This is a genomic window from Streptomyces sp. NPDC055400 (assembly GCF_053644375.1).
Window position 1 is genome coordinate 404,392 of the sequence record NZ_JBSHLM010000006.1, and the last position, 15,901, is coordinate 420,292.

The window sequence follows — 15,901 nt, forward strand, 5'->3', positions numbered from 1 at the left end:
GCCGGGAGATTCCGGCATTCCGGGTCACTTCTCATCAGTAGGGGAAGCGCAACGCCGAACGAGCGTGTAGCTTCCGGGAGATGGAGGAGGTCGGGGAGTCGGGGGGCTTTCCGCACCGAGGGGGTTCTGGGGGGTCCCACGGGATCCCGGGGGATGTGGGGGGATGGCTCTATGGGTGTGCGGCTCATGGTGGTCGACGATCACCGACTGCTCGCCGAGGCGCTCGCCTCGGCCCTCAAGCTGCGCGGGCACCGGGTGCTCGCGGCGGCCGCGCCCGCCGCGGGAGCGGCCGAGCTGGTGATCCAGCGGGCGCCCGAGGTCTGTCTCATCGGTACGGCGACGCCCGCGGAGCCGGGCATCTTCGACCCGATCGTGCGCATCAAGCGGGAGCGCCCGCAGGTGGCGGTGGTCGTCCTCGGGCCCGTGCCGTCACCGCGCGGGATCGCGGCGGCGTTCGCGGCCGGAGCCTCCGGCTACGTACGGCACGACGAGCGGATCGAGGGGGTCGAGCGCGCCCTGATGAAGGCGCGGGCGGGCGAGGCGGCCGTGGCGCCGCAGCTTCTGCAGGGGGCCTTCAGCGAGCTGCTCAACCCGGCCGCGCAGCCCGACGACGAGGGGCAGCGGCTCCTGCAGATGCTGACGCCGCGCGAGGTCGAGGTCCTGGTCCGGGTCGCGGACGGCGAGGACACCCGGCTCATCGCGGCCGGCATGGGCATCGCCCCGAGCACGGCCCGCACGCATGTGCAGCGGGTCCTGATGAAGCTGGGCGTCGGCTCGCGACTGGAGGCGGCGGCGCTGGCCGCGCGCACGGGGCTCCTCGACCGGGCGGGGCCGGTCCCGGCGGCGCCGGAGCTGCCGGATCCGCAGTCCTGAGCTAGAGTCGGTCTCGTGCTCGTCACCGCGACTCGCGGTGTGAGGGCAGTGCGTCGGTGGTCCAAGGAAAGGCGCCCCGCTTCCTGCGGGGAGATGCAGGTGCAAGGCCTGCTCGGCGCTCCACTTCAAGTCCCGTCCCGCTTCGGCGGGTCGGGACTTGTTGCGTTTACGGGGTGGGGTGGCCGGCCTTGAGGGTCTGGTGCGAACGGGAAGGGCCGGAGGCCATCACCCGTAGGCGATGGCCTCCGGCCCGGGGCGAGGTGGCCTACTCCTCGCCGTCCTGCGGTACCGGCGGAGCCGTCGGCCGCAGCTTCAGCCACACCAGGAAGAACAGCCCGAGGGCGAGCATGCCGAGGCCCGTCCACAGGTTGATGTTGATGTTCTCGGCCTTTTTCAGATCGGCGTCGGACGCCGTGATGCCGGCGATCGTGACGATGACCCCGTACACCGCGAACAGTCCGCCGATGATGCGCCGGATGTCGAAGAGCCGCGCCGCCGTCGCCGACTTGCGCTCCAACTCGGAGACTTCGTTCTGGAGTTCAGACATGAGGGTTCGCGCCTCCGATCAGAGGGAGAAGGGGACGTAGCACAGCGCGGCGAGGACGATCGCGCCCCAGCCGAGCAGCGCGGGCTTGCGGTACCAGGCGTCGTCGCCCTCGGCGGGCGGCTCCTCCAGGCCGGGCGCCGTCGTCCCGTACACGAGGCCCGCGAGCTCGGCCTCCGGCTTGGGCGCGGTGAACAGGGTGACGACGACCATGACGACCGCGCCGGCGACGAAGCCGACGATCGCGGAGACGAAGTTGGCGCCCTGGTCGGTCGGGATGTCGATGACGCCCTGCTTGTAGATCCAGAAGTAGTTGACCATCGCGGCGGTCGTGCCCGCGAGCAGGCCCCACACGCCGGACTTCATCGAGGCGCGCTTCCAGAACATGCCGATGATGAAGACGACGAACATCGGGACGTTGAAGAACGAGAACAGCGTCTGCAGGTAGCCCATGATGTTCGAGAACGACGAGGCGATGAACGCCGTGCCGATCGAGGCCAGGACGCCGATCGCCGTGATGAGGCGGCCGAACTTCAGGTAGTAGCCGTCGGGCTTGCCGGTCTTCACGTACTTGGCCCAGATGTCGTACGTGAACACGGTGTTGAAGGACGACACGTTCGCCGCCATGCCCGCCATGAACGCGGCGAGCAGACCGGTCACCGCGATGCCGAGCACGCCGTTGGGCAGCAGCTCCTGCATCAGGTAGGGGATCGCGTCGTTGTACGTCAGGTCCGAACCGGTCATGCCGATCTTCGGCACGAGCACCGCGGCGACCATGCCCGGGATCATCACCAGGAAGACGATGAAGATCTTGGGGAACGCGGCGATGAGCGGGGTGCGCTGGGCGGCCGAGAGGTTCTTCGCGGACAGGGCGCGCTGCACCTCGGCGAAGTTCGTCGTCCAGTAGCCGAAGGAGAGCACGAAGCCCAGGCCGAGGATGATCGTCAGCCAGTTCGCGCCGAGCGGGTTGGCCTCACCGATGCCCGTACCGCCCCAGGCCGAGAGGAAGTTGTCGCCGTGCGCGCTCTTCAGGGAGTCGGTCATGCCGCCCCAGCCGCCGACCCGCTTGAGGCCGATGATGCACAGGGGGATGAGCGCCGCGAGGATCACGAAGAACTGGAGGACCTCGTTGTAGATCGCCGAGGAGAGTCCGCCGATGGTGATGTACGCGAGCACGAACAGGCCGGCGACGACGATGGCCAGCCACTGCGGCCAGCCGAGCAGCGCTTCCACGACGATCGACAGGGCGTACAGGTTCACGCCCGCGATCAGGATCGCCGCGAAGGCGAAGAGTATGGAACTCAGCAGGTGCGCGCTCTTGTCGAACCTCTGGAGCAGGTACTCGGGGACCGAGCGCACCTTGGAGCGGTAGTAGAAGGGCATCATCACGAGGCCCAGGAAGACCATCGCCGGGATGGCGCCGATCCAGTACCAGTGGACGACCGAGACGCCGTACTGCGCGCCGGTCGCCGCCATGCCGAGGATCTCGGTGGCGCCCAGGTTGGCCGCGACGAACGCCAGACCGGTGACCCAGGCGGGCAGGGAGCGGCCCGAGAGGAAGAAGTCGAGGCTGGTCTTGACCGAGCGCCGGGCGGCGAAGCCGATGCCGAGGACCACGACGAAGTAGATCGCCAGGATCGCGTAGTCGAGGCCGTTGGTGGGCAGCCGGAGCCCCGCGGCCAGGGTTTGTGTGGGGGACAGCATGGAGAACTCGCTTCGTTGCGCGAACTGATCAGACCGGAACCTACGCTCCTATGTTCAATAAATGAACACTTCTGCTGAGGTTCTTTGTTTGATTGTGATGCGAGTGACATGCCACGCACCGAACGATGCGCCCGTGGCCTTGACCATCCCGTTGAACCATGCTTTGTTATGTTTGATTATGTTGAGTTGATGCGAATGAGGAGCATCGGACGTGAAGAAGACGTCGACCCGGCTCGCCGACGGTCGCGAGCTCATCTACTACGACTCGCGTGACGACGTCGTGCGGGACGCGGTGGACCGGCGTCCGCTGGACCCCGTCGCCTCCTCCTCGCAGATCCGCCGCGACCCCCTCCTCGGGGACAGCGTCGCCATCGCCTCGCACCGCCAGGCCCGCACCTACCACCCGCCGGCCGACGAGTGCCCCCTGTGCCCGTCCGAGGGCGACCGGCTCAGCGAGATCCCCGACTCCTCGTACGACGTGGCGGTCTTCGAGAACCGCTTCCCCTCGCTCGCCGGGGACGCCGGGCGCTGCGAGGTCGTCTGCTTCACCTCCGACCACACGTCGTCCTTCGCCGACCTCACCGAGGAACAGGCCGGACTCGTCCTCGAGGCCTGGACCGACCGCACCGCGGAGCTGTCCCACCTGGACTCCGTGGAACAGGTGTTCTGCTTCGAGAACCGCGGCGCCGAGATCGGCGTCACCCTCGGCCACCCGCACGGCCAGATCTACGGCTACCCCTTCACCACCCCGCGCACCGCCCTCATGCTGCGCTCGGTCGCCGAGCACAAGGAGCAGACCGGCGGCCGCAACCTCTTCGACGACGTGCTCGCCGAGGAGCGCACCGGCGAACGCGTCGTCCTCGAGGGCGACCACTGGGTGGCGTTCGTCCCGTACGCGGCCCACTGGCCGTACGAGGTGCACCTCTACCCCAAGCGCCGCGTGCCCGACCTGCTCGCCCTCGACGACGGCGCGCGCACAGAGTTCCCCCAGATTTATCTGGAACTCTTGAGGCGCTTCGACCGGCTCTTCGGAACGGCGGAGTCCCCGACGCCGTACATCGCCGCCTGGCACCAGGCGCCGTTCGGCACCCTGGACGACTTCCCCGGCGTCCAGCGGGACGACTTCGCGCTTCACCTCGAGCTTTTCACCATCCGCCGCACTTTTGGCAAGCTGAAGTTTCTCGCGGGTTCCGAATCCGGCATGAGCGTGTTCATCAACGACGTGCCGCCGGAGACCGCGGCCGAGCGACTGCGAGAGGTAGCGAGTACATGAGCGGGAAGTACCTGGTCACCGGTGGTGCCGGATATGTGGGCAGCGTGGTCGCGCAGCACCTGGTCGAGGCGGGGCACGACGTCACCGTCCTCGACAACCTCTCGACCGGATTCCGCGAGGGCGTGCCCGCCGGGACGACGTTCGTCGAGGGCGACATCCGCGACGCCGCCAAGTGGCTCGACCCGTCCTTCGACGCCGTCCTCCACTTCGCCGCGTTCTCCCAGGTCGGCGAGTCCGTCGTGAAGCCCGAGAAGTACTGGGACAACAACGTCGGCGGCACCATGGCGCTCCTCGCCGCGATGCGCTCGGCGGATGTCCGCAAGCTCGTCTTCTCCTCCACCGCGGCGACGTACGGGGAGCCCGTCAGCACCCCCATCACCGAGTCCGACCCCACCGCCCCCACCTCCCCCTACGGCGCCTCCAAGCTCGCCGTCGACCACATGATCACCGGAGAGGCGGCCGCGCACGGCCTGGCCGCCGTGTCGCTGCGCTACTTCAACGTCGCGGGCGCCTACGGCAGCTGCGGCGAGCGCCACGACCCCGAGTCGCACCTCATCCCGCTCGTCCTCCAGGTCGCCCAGGGCCGGCGCGACGCGATCTCCGTCTACGGCGACGACTACCCGACGCCCGACGGCACCTGCGTGCGCGACTACATCCACGTCGCCGACCTCGCCGAGGCCCACCTGCTCGCCCTCGACGCCGCCCGCCCCGCCGAGCACCTCATCTGCAACCTCGGCAACGGCAACGGCTTCTCCGTGCGCGAGGTCATCGAGACCGTCCGCCAGGTGACCGGCCACCCGATTCCCGAGGTCACCGCCCCGCGCCGCGGCGGCGACCCGGCCGTCCTCGTCGCCTCCGCCGCCACCGCGCGCGAGCGCCTCGGCTGGAACCCGTCCCGCGCGGACCTCGCGGGAATCGTCGCCGACGCCTGGGCCTTCGCCCAGGCACGCCAGGAGGGGTAAGTCATGTCCGTCGCCTCGCAGTTCAGCGATCTGTACGGATACGAGCCCGAGGGGGTCTGGGCCGCGCCCGGACGCGTGAACCTCATCGGCGAGTACACCGACTTCAACGAGGGCTTCGTGATGCCGCTCGCGCTGCCGCACACCGCGGTGGCCGCCGTCGCGCGCCGCACCGACGGCGTCCTGCGGCTGCACTCCGCGGACATCGAGGCGCCGATCGCCGAACTGCGGGCCGACGAACTGACCCCGCTCTCCGAGTTCGGGCAGGGCGGCTGGGCCGCGTACCTGGCGGGCGTCGTATGGGCGCTGCGCGAGGCCGGGCACGCCGTCACCGGCGCCGACATCCACCTCGCGTCGACCGTGCCGACCGGCGCGGGCCTGTCCTCGTCGGCCGCACTCGAGGTCGTCACCGCGCTCGCGCTCAACGACCTCTTCGAACTGGGGCTCGCCGGGCCCGAGTTGGCGCGGATCGCGCAGCGTGCGGAGAACGACTTCGTGCGCGTGCCCTGCGGGATCATGGACCAGATGGCGTCGGCGTGCGCCACCGAGGGCCACGTCCTGCACCTGGACTGCCGCGACCTGTCCACCCGCCAGGTCCCCTTCGACCTGGCCGCCCACGGCCTCCAGCTCCTCGTCGTCGACACCCGCGTCAAGCACGAGCTGGGCGACGGCGCGTACGCGGAGCGCCGCGCGGGCTGCGAAGAGGGCGCCCGCGCGCTCGGCGTCTCGCACCTGCGCGACGTGTCGTACGCCGAACTGCCGGAAGCACTCGCCAAGTTGGCGGACCTCACCGACGAGCGGGTCGTGCGCTACGTCCGCCACATCGTCTGCGACGACCACCGCGTCGAGCGGGTCATCGAGCTTCTCGACGCCGGTGACGTACGGGCGATCGGCCCGGTCCTCACCGAGGGCCACGTCTCGCTCCGCGACGACCTGCGCATCTCCTGCGCCGAGCTGGACCTGGTCGTGGACACCGCGAACGCGTCGGGCGCGCTCGGCGCCCGGATGACCGGCGGCGGCTTCGGCGGCTCCGCGATCGTCCTGGTGGAGGAGGCGGACGCGGACGCGGTGACGAAGTCGATCACGGAGGCGTTCGCTTCGGCGGGCTGCACGGCCCCGCGCGTCTTCCCCGCGGTCCCGTCGGCGGGAGCCCGCAAACTCACCCCAGCCGCTTCGTAAGAGTGAACTCCTTGATCCCCGGCGGGTAGTCGGGGATCACACACACCAGCTCGTAGCCGTGCTGGCGGTAGAAGCCCGGTGCCTGGAAGTCCCATGTTTCCACTCGGGCGCCGTGGCAGGCGCGGTCCTCGTGGGCGATGCGTTCCGCCTCCGTGAGGAGGCGGGAGCCGAGGCCCTTCGCGCGGTGGCGGTCGTCGACCCAGAGCAGGTTCACGTGGAGCCAGGTCGCCCAGGTGTGCCCGTCCAGGCCGCCGGCGACCTCGCCGTTCTCGTCCAACGCCCAGACCTGGAGCGGAACTTCACGGTCCCCGGGCGTCCCCCGCAGCGACCTGAGCTCCGCCGACGCCGCGGTATTCGCCTCCCGCAGCCGGAAGTGAAGAAGATCGAGTCGCTGTTTGTCGACTTCTGTCTCAATACGAAACATACGCCTCACGATAAACGTGCAGGCCAACCAGTTCTGCAAATTGCCTTCCGCTCCTGGCCCGCGGCCCTACTCTGATGGGCAGCACCGGTGGGGGCCGGTGCTGATCAGGGGGCGAGACAGCCGGGTACGCGCCCGGAGCGGGGGTAGCGGTACGAGCACGGCGGCGGCCGTGCGGCCGTGACGACCTGCCTCTTCGGGCGCCGTACCCGTGCCGGACAGCCTCCCGGCGCCGGGGAATCCCCTGCTCCGAGAGGAGCTTGGGGGAGGGGGTTATACACGTGGTTCGCATCCGAGTCCTGGTCGTCGACGACCACCGCATCTTCGCCGAGTCGCTCGCCGCGGCTCTCGCCGCCGAGCCCGACGTGGACGTGTCCGCGGCGGGCAGCGGCCCGGCCGCACTGCGCTGCATGGACCGCGCGGCGGCGGAGGGGCGCCGGTTCGACGTCCTCCTCGTCGACGCCGACCTGGGAGCGGCCCTGCACGGCCCGCGCCCGGCGACGGCAGTGCCCGACACGGCGCCCGGCCAGGACGGCCTGGTCGACGGGATCTCCCTGGTGGCGGGCGTCCGTTCGGGCCAGCCCACCGTACGGACCGTGGTCCTCGCCGAGAAGGACGACCCCCGCCGCGCGGCCCTCGCGCTCCAGGCGGGAGCCTCCGGCTGGGTCGCCAAGGACTGCTCGCTCTCGCGGCTGCTCACGGTCATCCGGGGCGTCCTGCGCGACGAGACGCATCTGCCGCCCGCCCTGCTCACGAGCGTTCTGCGCGAGCTGACCGCGGCCCGCAAGCACCGCACCGACTCCGAGCGCCTGGTGGAGTCCCTGACGCCGCGTGAGCGCGAGGTGCTGCGCTGCATGGTCGCGGGCCTCGGCCGCAAGGCGGTCGCCGAGCGCCTCTTCCTCTCCCCGCACACGGTCCGTACGCACATGCAGAACGTGCTGGGCAAGCTCGGGGTCCACTCCACGCTCGCGGCGGTGGCGCTGGCGCGCAGGGCCGGGGTCGGACCCGCGGACCTGGAAGCGGCGTCGTAGGGGAACGCGTACGACTAGGGGCCCTAGCCGGGGATGTTGTCGAACGGCGCGGTCAACTGCCGCAGCAGGCCCGCCAGTTCGCCGCGCTGGGTGCGGGACAGCTCCGCGAGGATCGCCCGCTCCTGTGCGAGGAGGCCGGCGAGCGCCTGGTCGGCGCGGTCCTGCCCCTCGGTGGTCAGCCGCACCAGGACGCCGCGTCGGTCGCTCGGGTCGGGGAGGCGCTCGACGAGACCCTTCTTGGCGAGCCGGTCGATACGGTTCGTCATCGTGCCGGAGGTGACGAGGGTCTGGGTGAGGAGCTGTCCGGGGGAGAGCTGATAGGGGGCGCCGGCCCGCCGCAGGGACGTCAATACGTCGAACTCCCACGGCTCCAGCTGGTGCTCGGCGAACGCCAGGCGCCGGGCCCGGTCAAGATGACGTGCCAGCCTGCTGACCCGACTGAGCACCTCTAGGGGCTCCACGTCGAGGTCAGGGCGCTCTCGGCGCCACGCTGCGACCAGCCGGTCGACCTCGTCCTCCATGACGATCAGTCTAGTGGGTCCCTCGACATGAAGTCTCTTGAATTCAACTATCTTGACATCGAGATAAATCCCAGAGGATCCTGGCCGCCATGAGCGCACCCACCTGGGACCCCCAGCAGTATCTCCGTCACGCGGACCACCGCACCCGCCCCTTCGCCGATCTCCTCGCCCGCGTCCAGGGCGACCCGGCGAGGATCGCCGACCTCGGCTGCGGCGCGGGCAACGTCACCGCCCTCCTCGCCCGGCGCTGGCCGAAGGCCAGGATCACCGGCTACGACAACTCCCCGCAGATGCTTGAGAAGGCCGCGGCCCACGCTACCGATCTCCTCGACTTCGCCCCCGCCGACGCGGCCACCTGGACCCCCGCCGAGCCCTTCGACCTGATCGTCTCCAACGCCCTGCTCCAATGGGTCCCCGGCCACACCGACCGCTTCCCCGACTGGCTGGCCGGCCTCACCCCCGGCGGCACGTTCGCCTTCCAGGTCCCCGGCAACTTCGACGCCCCCAGCCACGTACTGATGCGCGAACTCGCCGGGTCGGCGCGGTGGCGGGACCGGCTCGGTGACACGCTGCGCCACGCGGACGCCGTCCACACCCCGGCGCGGTACCTGAACGAGCTCACCGCGCTCGGCTGCGAGGCGGACGTCTGGGAGACGACGTATCTGCATCTCCTGACGGGCGAGGACCCGGTCCTCGACTGGGTCAAGGGCACGGGCCTGCGCCCCGTCCTGACCGCCCTCGCGGACGACCCGGGAGCCACCGAGGCCTTCCTGACCGAGTACCGCGCTCTGCTCCGCACCGCCTACCCCACGACACCCCACGGCACGGTCTTCCCCTTCCGCCGCCTCTTCGCGGTGGCCCGCAAGCCGGCCGACGCCTGATGCTCCGGGCCCTGGACCACGTACAGCTCGCCGCCCCCGCGGGATCCGAGGACGCGCTGCGCCGGTTCTACGGGGACGCGCTCGGCATGACGCGGATGCCGAAACCCCCGGCGCTCGCGGCGCGCGGGGGCTGCTGGTTCGAAGCGGGCCAGGTGCGGCTGCACCTGGGGATCGAGAAGGACTTCCGGCCGGCCCGCAAGGCTCACCCGGGGCTGCGCGTCACGGGAATCGAGGCGTACGCGGCGCGGCTCGAAGCGCACGGTGTGCAGGTCACCTGGGACGGAGACCTGCCGGGCCACCGACGGTTCTACGCCGACGACCCGGTGGGCAACCGGCTCGAATTCCTCGAACCGGTCACCCCCGGCCCGTCCTAGCTCTTGCGCCGCCCGATCAGATGCGGGTTCGCCTCCATGCCGTCCAGGCCGTGCCACGCCAGATTCACCAGGTGCGCCGCGACCTCGGCCTTCTCCGGCTTACGGGCGTCCAGCCACCACTGTCCCGTGAGGGCGACCATGCCGACCAGCGCCTGCGCGTACAGCGGCGCCAGCTTCGGGTCGAAGCCGCGGTTCTTGAACTCGCGGCCCAGGATGTCCTCGACCTGCGTCGCGATGTCGGAGATCAGCGAGGCGAACGAGCCCGTGGACTGCGGGATCGGGGAGTCCCGGACCAGGATGCGGAAGCCGTCCGTGTACTCCTCGATGTAGTCGAGGAGCGCGAAGGCGGCCTGCTCGCACAGTTCGCGCGGGTGCCCGGCCGTCAGGGAGCCGGTCACCATGTCGAGGAGCTGGCGCATCTCACGGTCCACGACGACCGCGTAGAGGCCCTCCTTGCCGCCGAAGTGCTCGTACACCACCGGCTTGGAGACCCCGGCCTTCGCCGCGATCTCCTCCACCGACGTGCCCTCGAAGCCCTTCGCGGCGAAGAGGGTGCGACCGATCTCGAGCAGCTGCTGGCGGCGTTCCGCACCGGTCATCCGGGTGCGGCGCGCGCGCCGGGGCTTGTCGTTGCCGGCTGGGCTCGCAGAGTTCGGATCGGTCGCCACGGGCTCCATCATGCCGCGTCAGTGGCCTGCGGCTTGCGGCGGGAGTCGATCCGCTCCTTCGACGGCCAGCGCACGTCACGCGCCCAGCCCAGCAGCTCGAACCAGCGGATCAGCCGCGCGGACGAGTCCACCTGGCCGCGCATCACACCGTGCCGCGCCGACGTCGGGTCCGCGTGGTGCAGGTTGTGCCACGACTCGCCGCACGACAGGACGGCCAGCCACCACACGTTGCCGGACTTGTCGCGCGACTTGAAGGGCCGCTTGCCGACGGCGTGACAGATCGAGTTGATCGACCACGTGACGTGGTGCAGCAGCGCCACCCGCACCAGCGAGCCCCAGAAGAAGCCCGTGAACGCGCCCCACCACGACATCGTCGCCAGGCCGCCGATCAGCGCCGGCAGAGCCAGCGAGAGCATCGTCCAGAAAATGAACTGACGCGAGATCGCCCTTATGGCCGGATCATTCACCAGATCGGGTGCGTACTTCTCCTGCGAAGTCTGCTCCTCATCGAACATCCAGCCGATGTGCGCCCACCACAGGCCCTTCATCAGCGCGGGCAGCGTCTCGCCGAACCGCCACGGCGAATGCGGGTCACCCTCCGCGTCGGAGAACTTGTGGTGCTTGCGGTGATCCGCCACCCAGCGCACGAGAGGACCTTCGACCGCCATCGAGCCGGCCACCGCCAGCGCGATCCGCAGCGGCCGCTTCGCCTTGAAGGAACCGTGCGTGAAATACCGGTGGAAGCCGATCGTGATGCCGTGGCAGCCCAGGTAGTAGAAGAACACCATCAGGCCGAGGTCGAGCCAGCTCACACCCCAGCCCCAGGCCAGCGGCACCGCCGCGACCAGCGCCAGGAACGGAACGATGATGAAGAGCAGCAGCGCGAGCTGCTCCAGCGAACGCTTCTGCTCACCGCCGAGCGTGGCGGAGGGCAGCGCAGCGCCGGTCGAATCGCCCGACGACGCCTCCGGGGCGTCATCGATCAGATCGGGGCTTGGAGTCATGGGGCGTCCCCTGTGGGGTCGAGGGTTGCGAGAGGGCCGAGAGCCGGGGAGTCGTGCTGGAACTTTTACTACGCGTCCGTAACCTACGGCGTCGTAAGTATGGCAGCGCGCAGGCGAGCGGCAAGAGGCCCGCAAACGGCCCTCACGGACGGACACCTATCCTTGGAAACGGTCGGACAGCGCGGTCCGCTCTGTATCTCCACCCGGGATTCATACCCGGTTCCCGGGGTTTCCCTCCCAGACGTGCTTCACCACTGCAAGGAGCCGCACCTGTGAGCAGTGCCGACGACCAGAGCCGCGAGGCCACATCCAGCGCCGAGCTGCGCGCCGACATCCGCCGACTCGGCGACCTCCTCGGCGAGACGCTCGTACGCCAGGAGGGCCCCGAGCTCCTCGAACTGGTCGAGAAGGTCCGCCGCCTCACCCGGGAGGACGGCGAGGCCGCCGCCCGCCTGCTCGGCGACACGGAACTGGAGACCGCGGCCAAGCTGGTCCGCGCCTTCTCGACGTACTTCCATCTGGCGAACGTGACCGAGCAGGTGCACCGCGGCCGCGAGCTGCGCGCCCGCCGCGCCGCCGAGGGCGGCCTCCTCGCCCGCACCGCCGACCGGCTCAAGGACGCCGACGCGGAGCACCTGCGCGAAACGGTCCAGCACCTGAACGTACGGCCGGTGTTCACCGCCCACCCGACCGAGGCCGCCCGGCGCTCCGTCCTCAACAAGCTGCGCCGCGTCGCCGAGCTCCTCGAGACCCCCGTCATCGAGGCCGACCGCCGCCGCTACGACACCCGCCTCGCCGAGAACATCGACCTGGTGTGGCAGACCGACGAGCTGCGCGTCGTACGCCCCGAGCCCACCGACGAGGCGCGCAACGCCATCTACTACCTCGACGAGCTGCACGCAGGCGCCGTCGGCGACGTCCTCGAGGACCTCACCGCCGAGCTGCAGCGCGTCGGCGTCACCCTGCCCGACGCCACCCGCCCCCTCACCTTCGGCACCTGGATCGGCGGCGACCGCGACGGCAACCCGAACGTCACACCCGCCGTCACCTGGGACGTCCTGATCCTCCAGCACGAGCACGGCATCAACGACGCCCTGGAGCTCATCGACGAGCTGCGCGGCTTCCTGTCGAACTCGATCCGCTACACCGGCGCCACCGAGGAACTGATCACCTCCCTCCAGAACGACCTGGAGCGCCTCCCGGAGATCAGCCCCCGCTACAAGCGCCTCAACGCCGAGGAGCCCTACCGGCTCAAGGCCACCTGCATCCGGCAGAAGCTGGAGAACACCAAGGAGCGCCTCGCCAGGGGCACCGCGCACGTGGACGGCCGCGACTACCTCGGCACCGGCGAACTCCTCCAGGACCTCACGCTCATCCAGACGTCCCTGCGCGAGCACCGCGGCGCCCTCTTCGCCGACGGCCGGATGAACCGCACCATCCGCACGCTCGCCGCGTTCGGCCTCCAGCTCGCCACCATGGACGTACGCGAGCACGCCGACGCCCACCACCACGCCCTCGGCCAGCTCTTCGACCGGCTCGGCGAGGAGTCCTGGCGCTACGCCGACATGCCCCGCGAGTACCGCCAGAAGCTCCTCGCCAAGGAACTCAGGTCCCGCAGGCCGCTCGCCCCCTCGCCCGCACCCCTCGACGCCGCGGGCGAGAAGACCCTCGGCGTCTTCCACACCGTCAAGCGCGCCCTCGACGCCTTCGGACCCGAGGTCATCGAGTCGTACATCATCTCGATGTGCCAGGGCGCCGACGACGTGTTCGCCGCCGCCGTCCTCGCCCGCGAGGCCGGACTCATCGACCTGCACGGCGGCTGGGCCAAGATCGGCATCGTGCCGCTCCTGGAAACCACCGACGAGCTGCGCGCCGCCGACGTCATCCTCGACGAGATGCTCGCCGACCCGTCCTACCGGCGCCTCGTCGCCCTGCGCGGCGACGTCCAGGAAGTCATGCTCGGCTACTCGGACTCCTCCAAGTTCGGCGGCATCACCACCTCCCAGTGGGAGATCCACCGCGCCCAGCGCCGGCTGCGCGACGTCGCCCACCGCTACGGCGTGCGCCTGCGCCTCTTCCACGGCCGCGGCGGCACCGTCGGCCGCGGCGGCGGCCCCTCGCACGACGCGATCCTCGCCCAGCCGTGGGGAACCCTCGAGGGCGAGATCAAGGTGACCGAGCAGGGCGAGGTCATCTCCGACAAGTACCTCGTGCCGTCCCTGGCCCGCGAGAACCTCGAACTGACCGTCGCCGCCACCCTCCAGGCGTCCGCGCTGCACACCGCGCCCCGCCAGTCCGACGAGGCCCTCGCCCGCTGGGACGCGGCCATGGACGTCGTCTCCGACGCCGCGCACGCCGCGTACCGCAAGCTGGTCGAGGACCCGGACCTGCCGACGTACTTCCTCGCCTCCACGCCCGTCGACCAGCTCGCCGACCTGCACCTGGGCTCGCGACCCTCCCGCCGCCCCGGCTCGGGCGTCTCGCTCGACGGCCTGCGCGCCATCCCGTGGGTGTTCGGCTGGACCCAGTCGCGGCAGATCGTGCCCGGCTGGTTCGGCGTCGGCTCCGGCCTCAAGGCGCTGCGCGAGGCCGGCCTCGGCACCGTCCTCGACGAGATGAGCGAGCACTGGCACTTCTTCCGCAACTTCCTGTCGAACGTCGAGATGACCCTCGCGAAGACGGACCTGCGGATCGCCCGGCACTACGTCGACACGCTCGTCCCCGACGAGCTGAAGCACGTGTACGCGGACATCGAGGCCGAGCACGCGCTGACCGTGCAGGAGGTCCTGCGCATCACCGGAGGAAAGAAGCTCCTGGACACCCAGCCGGTGCTCCAGCAGACCTTCGCGATCCGCGACGCCTACCTGGACCCGATCTCGTACCTCCAGGTCGCCCTGCTCAAGCGCCAGCGCGACGCGGTGGCCGCGGGCCAGGAAGCGGACCCGCTGCTGGCCCGCGCCCTGCTCCTGACCGTCAACGGAGTCGCGGCCGGCCTGCGCAACACCGGCTGACCCGAGGGCCGCAGACGTCGAGAAGGGTGCCTCCCGAACCGGGAGGCACCCTTCTCACATGTCACGCGAGACAGCTCAGCCCTGACGGCCCGCGGCTGCCCTGCGACGCCACACGACCAGCGCACCGCCGGCCGCGACGAGCAGCGCGGCGACCGTCGACAGCAGGCCCACCGGAGCGCCGTTACCGGTCTCCGCCAGGTCACCGGCCTGCGGCGACGGCTGGGACGACGGCGACGACGTACCCGCGACCTCGCCCGGAGCCGACGACGACGAGGACGACGAGGACGAGGACGACGGGGCGGGCGACGAGGCGGACGGCTCGGCCGTGCCCGGCGCGGACGCCGACGGCGTACTGCCGCCGGTCACCGCGTCGTCCGAGCAGTCGGTCCAGAAGACCTTGTGCTTGGCCTTGCCGTGCTCGCCGTCGAAGTTCCAGAACAGCTTGTAGTGCCCGTCCGGCAGCGACAGGTCGTCCGAGCGGCCGTGCCCGTCCGCACCGAGCGTCAGCGAGCCGGTCTTCACCGTCTCGCCCTTGACGCCGGCGGTCGGCGCCCACGCCTCGATGTGCCAGTCGACCTCCTGGACGCTGTCGAAGCCGAAGGCGTCCAGGTAGAAGGTGCACACGTGCGGTTCGTTCTTGCGGAGTTCCTCACCGGTCCTGGCATCGTGAATCTTCACGGTGCCGTTGTCGCCGGGAGCATCGGTGGCCGAAGCGGAGGGAGCGAGCAGCAAAGTGGCGGTGGCGGCCACGGCTATCGCGCCCGCGGAAGTGAGGGTGCGCATGGGCAGTCCATCTTCGAGAGATGCGGAAACAGGAGCCTGCGGGGGGAAAGCGGTTCAGAGTCCTGCCGCCGTGACACCCCGTCAAGCAACAGTTGTACTCGTACGCACCATCAGTACGCCGTTGCCTCAAAAGTGCCGCATAACAATCCGGGCGTACGCAGGGCCGGACGACGCTCAGAAGGACAGCGCGGCGAACGCCGCCGTCAGAACCACCCCGCCGGCCACCGCCGCGATCCACGCGATACGCGTGTGCCGCAGACCCCCCGCGATCACCACCGCGGCCAGCAGCAGCGCGCCGCCCAGCGGAACCCACGCGTGGAACAACCCCGCAGCCCCCGCGCGCACCACCTCGTCCGAACCGGGCTTCACCACCACCGGGATACGCGCGCCCTTCTTCTCCGCGATCGACCGGTCGATGACGACACGGGCGCGAGGCAGCGAACCCGGCGACAAAGGCGCGTAAGGCCCGGTGCACGCGTCGTCGGTGCACCGCGTCACCGTCATCGTGCCCCGCTCACGACCCTTGGTCAGCATCACGTGCTGCGCCGACGCCCAGGACGCCCAAACGCCCGCGATCAGGATCAGCAGGACCACGACCGCCATCGCGGCCCGCCGGGTGTACGAAAGCATGGCGGCGATCCTTGGCCATGGCCCCGCGAAGAGTCAAGAAAAGCC

The 15,901-nt window shown here is 70.3% G+C and carries 16 protein-coding genes and 1 tRNA gene; 9 read left to right on the forward strand and 8 right to left on the reverse strand.

The genetic code is table 11. The features are described from left to right. Positions 1–171 precede the first annotated feature (171 nt). Both ACWIGU_RS18825 and ACWIGU_RS18830 read left to right on the forward strand, forming a co-directional pair. Positions 172–873, forward strand: coding sequence for a helix-turn-helix transcriptional regulator (locus tag ACWIGU_RS18825; protein ID WP_454402200.1), 702 nt, complete (start codon positions 172–174; stop codon positions 871–873). A gap of 50 nt (positions 874–923) precedes the next feature. Further along, positions 924–996, forward strand: a tRNA-Gly gene (locus tag ACWIGU_RS18830). 142 nt (positions 997–1,138) lie between these two features. Here ACWIGU_RS18830 and ACWIGU_RS18835 read toward each other — a convergent pair. Together ACWIGU_RS18835 and ACWIGU_RS18840 are read right to left on the reverse strand one after the other, a co-directional pair. After that, entirely contained in the window at positions 1,139–1,420 is a 282-nt protein-coding gene (locus ACWIGU_RS18835) for a hypothetical protein (protein WP_454402201.1), read from the reverse strand. An 18-nt stretch (positions 1,421–1,438) separates the two neighbouring features. Continuing rightward, positions 1,439–3,121, reverse strand: a complete 1,683-nt coding sequence (locus ACWIGU_RS18840) for a sodium:solute symporter family protein (RefSeq protein ID WP_454402203.1) — start codon at positions 3,119–3,121, stop codon at positions 1,439–1,441. A 211-nt stretch (positions 3,122–3,332) separates the two neighbouring features. Here ACWIGU_RS18840 and galT point away from each other — a divergent pair, with 211 nt between their 5' ends. From galT to galK, 3 genes are read left to right on the forward strand one after another with little or no spacing between them, the layout of a single operon-like run. Then, positions 3,333–4,394, forward strand: a complete 1,062-nt coding sequence (galT, locus tag ACWIGU_RS18845; protein WP_454402205.1) for a galactose-1-phosphate uridylyltransferase — start codon at positions 3,333–3,335, stop codon at positions 4,392–4,394. Next, the gene (gene galE / locus ACWIGU_RS18850) at positions 4,391–5,356 is read left to right on the forward strand and encodes a UDP-glucose 4-epimerase GalE (RefSeq protein ID WP_454402207.1); all 966 of its coding nucleotides are present in this window, start codon (positions 4,391–4,393) and stop codon (positions 5,354–5,356) included. The genes galT and galE overlap by 4 nt, the downstream gene beginning before the upstream one ends. Positions 5,357–5,359: 3 nt before the next feature. After that, positions 5,360–6,532 (forward strand): galactokinase, encoded by a 1,173-nt coding sequence (galK, locus tag ACWIGU_RS18855; RefSeq protein ID WP_454402209.1) that lies wholly within the window; start codon positions 5,360–5,362, stop codon positions 6,530–6,532. Here the strand turns inward: galK and ACWIGU_RS18860 are convergent. Beyond that, positions 6,513–6,956 (reverse strand): GNAT family N-acetyltransferase, encoded by a 444-nt coding sequence (locus tag ACWIGU_RS18860; RefSeq protein ID WP_454402211.1) that lies wholly within the window; start codon positions 6,954–6,956, stop codon positions 6,513–6,515. The two genes, galK and ACWIGU_RS18860, sit on opposite strands and share 20 nt — an antisense overlap. A gap of 278 nt (positions 6,957–7,234) precedes the next feature. Here ACWIGU_RS18860 and ACWIGU_RS18865 point away from each other — a divergent pair, with 278 nt between their 5' ends. Beyond that, entirely contained in the window at positions 7,235–7,984 is a 750-nt protein-coding gene (locus ACWIGU_RS18865) for a LuxR C-terminal-related transcriptional regulator (protein WP_100596153.1), read from the forward strand. A gap of 23 nt (positions 7,985–8,007) precedes the next feature. Here ACWIGU_RS18865 and ACWIGU_RS18870 read toward each other — a convergent pair whose 3' ends face one another. Next, a complete protein-coding gene (locus ACWIGU_RS18870) occupies positions 8,008–8,505 on the reverse strand; it encodes a MarR family winged helix-turn-helix transcriptional regulator (RefSeq protein WP_100596154.1) in 498 nt (165 codons plus the stop codon). An 89-nt stretch (positions 8,506–8,594) separates the two neighbouring features. On the opposite strand from ACWIGU_RS18870, the gene ACWIGU_RS18875 reads away from it, so the two are divergent. After that, the gene (locus ACWIGU_RS18875) at positions 8,595–9,386 is read left to right on the forward strand and encodes a trans-aconitate 2-methyltransferase (protein ID WP_454402213.1); all 792 of its coding nucleotides are present in this window, start codon (positions 8,595–8,597) and stop codon (positions 9,384–9,386) included. After that, positions 9,386–9,760: a VOC family protein gene (locus ACWIGU_RS18880; RefSeq protein ID WP_454402215.1), complete on the forward strand. Its 375-nt coding sequence runs from the start codon at positions 9,386–9,388 to the stop codon at positions 9,758–9,760. The genes ACWIGU_RS18875 and ACWIGU_RS18880 overlap by 1 nt, the downstream gene beginning before the upstream one ends. On the opposite strand, the gene ACWIGU_RS18885 is transcribed toward ACWIGU_RS18880, so the two are convergent. After that, positions 9,757–10,440 (reverse strand): TetR family transcriptional regulator, encoded by a 684-nt coding sequence (locus ACWIGU_RS18885; RefSeq protein WP_453773684.1) that lies wholly within the window; start codon positions 10,438–10,440, stop codon positions 9,757–9,759. The genes ACWIGU_RS18880 and ACWIGU_RS18885 overlap by 4 nt on opposite strands. Further along, positions 10,437–11,432, reverse strand: coding sequence for an acyl-CoA desaturase (locus tag ACWIGU_RS18890; RefSeq protein ID WP_454402217.1), 996 nt, complete (start codon positions 11,430–11,432; stop codon positions 10,437–10,439). Before ACWIGU_RS18890 ends, ACWIGU_RS18885 begins: the two co-directional genes overlap by 4 nt. 272 nt (positions 11,433–11,704) lie before the next feature. Here ACWIGU_RS18890 and ppc point away from each other — a divergent pair, with 272 nt between their 5' ends. Further along, positions 11,705–14,443, forward strand: coding sequence for a phosphoenolpyruvate carboxylase (ppc, locus tag ACWIGU_RS18895; protein ID WP_454402219.1), 2,739 nt, complete (start codon positions 11,705–11,707; stop codon positions 14,441–14,443). A 75-nt stretch (positions 14,444–14,518) separates the two neighbouring features. Here the strand turns inward: ppc and ACWIGU_RS18900 are convergent, their stop codons facing one another. Then, positions 14,519–15,226 (reverse strand): hypothetical protein, encoded by a 708-nt coding sequence (locus tag ACWIGU_RS18900; RefSeq protein WP_454402221.1) that lies wholly within the window; start codon positions 15,224–15,226, stop codon positions 14,519–14,521. A gap of 174 nt (positions 15,227–15,400) precedes the next feature. Then, the gene (locus ACWIGU_RS18905; protein ID WP_454402223.1) at positions 15,401–15,856 is read right to left on the reverse strand and encodes a hypothetical protein; all 456 of its coding nucleotides are present in this window, start codon (positions 15,854–15,856) and stop codon (positions 15,401–15,403) included. Positions 15,857–15,901 lie beyond the last annotated feature (45 nt).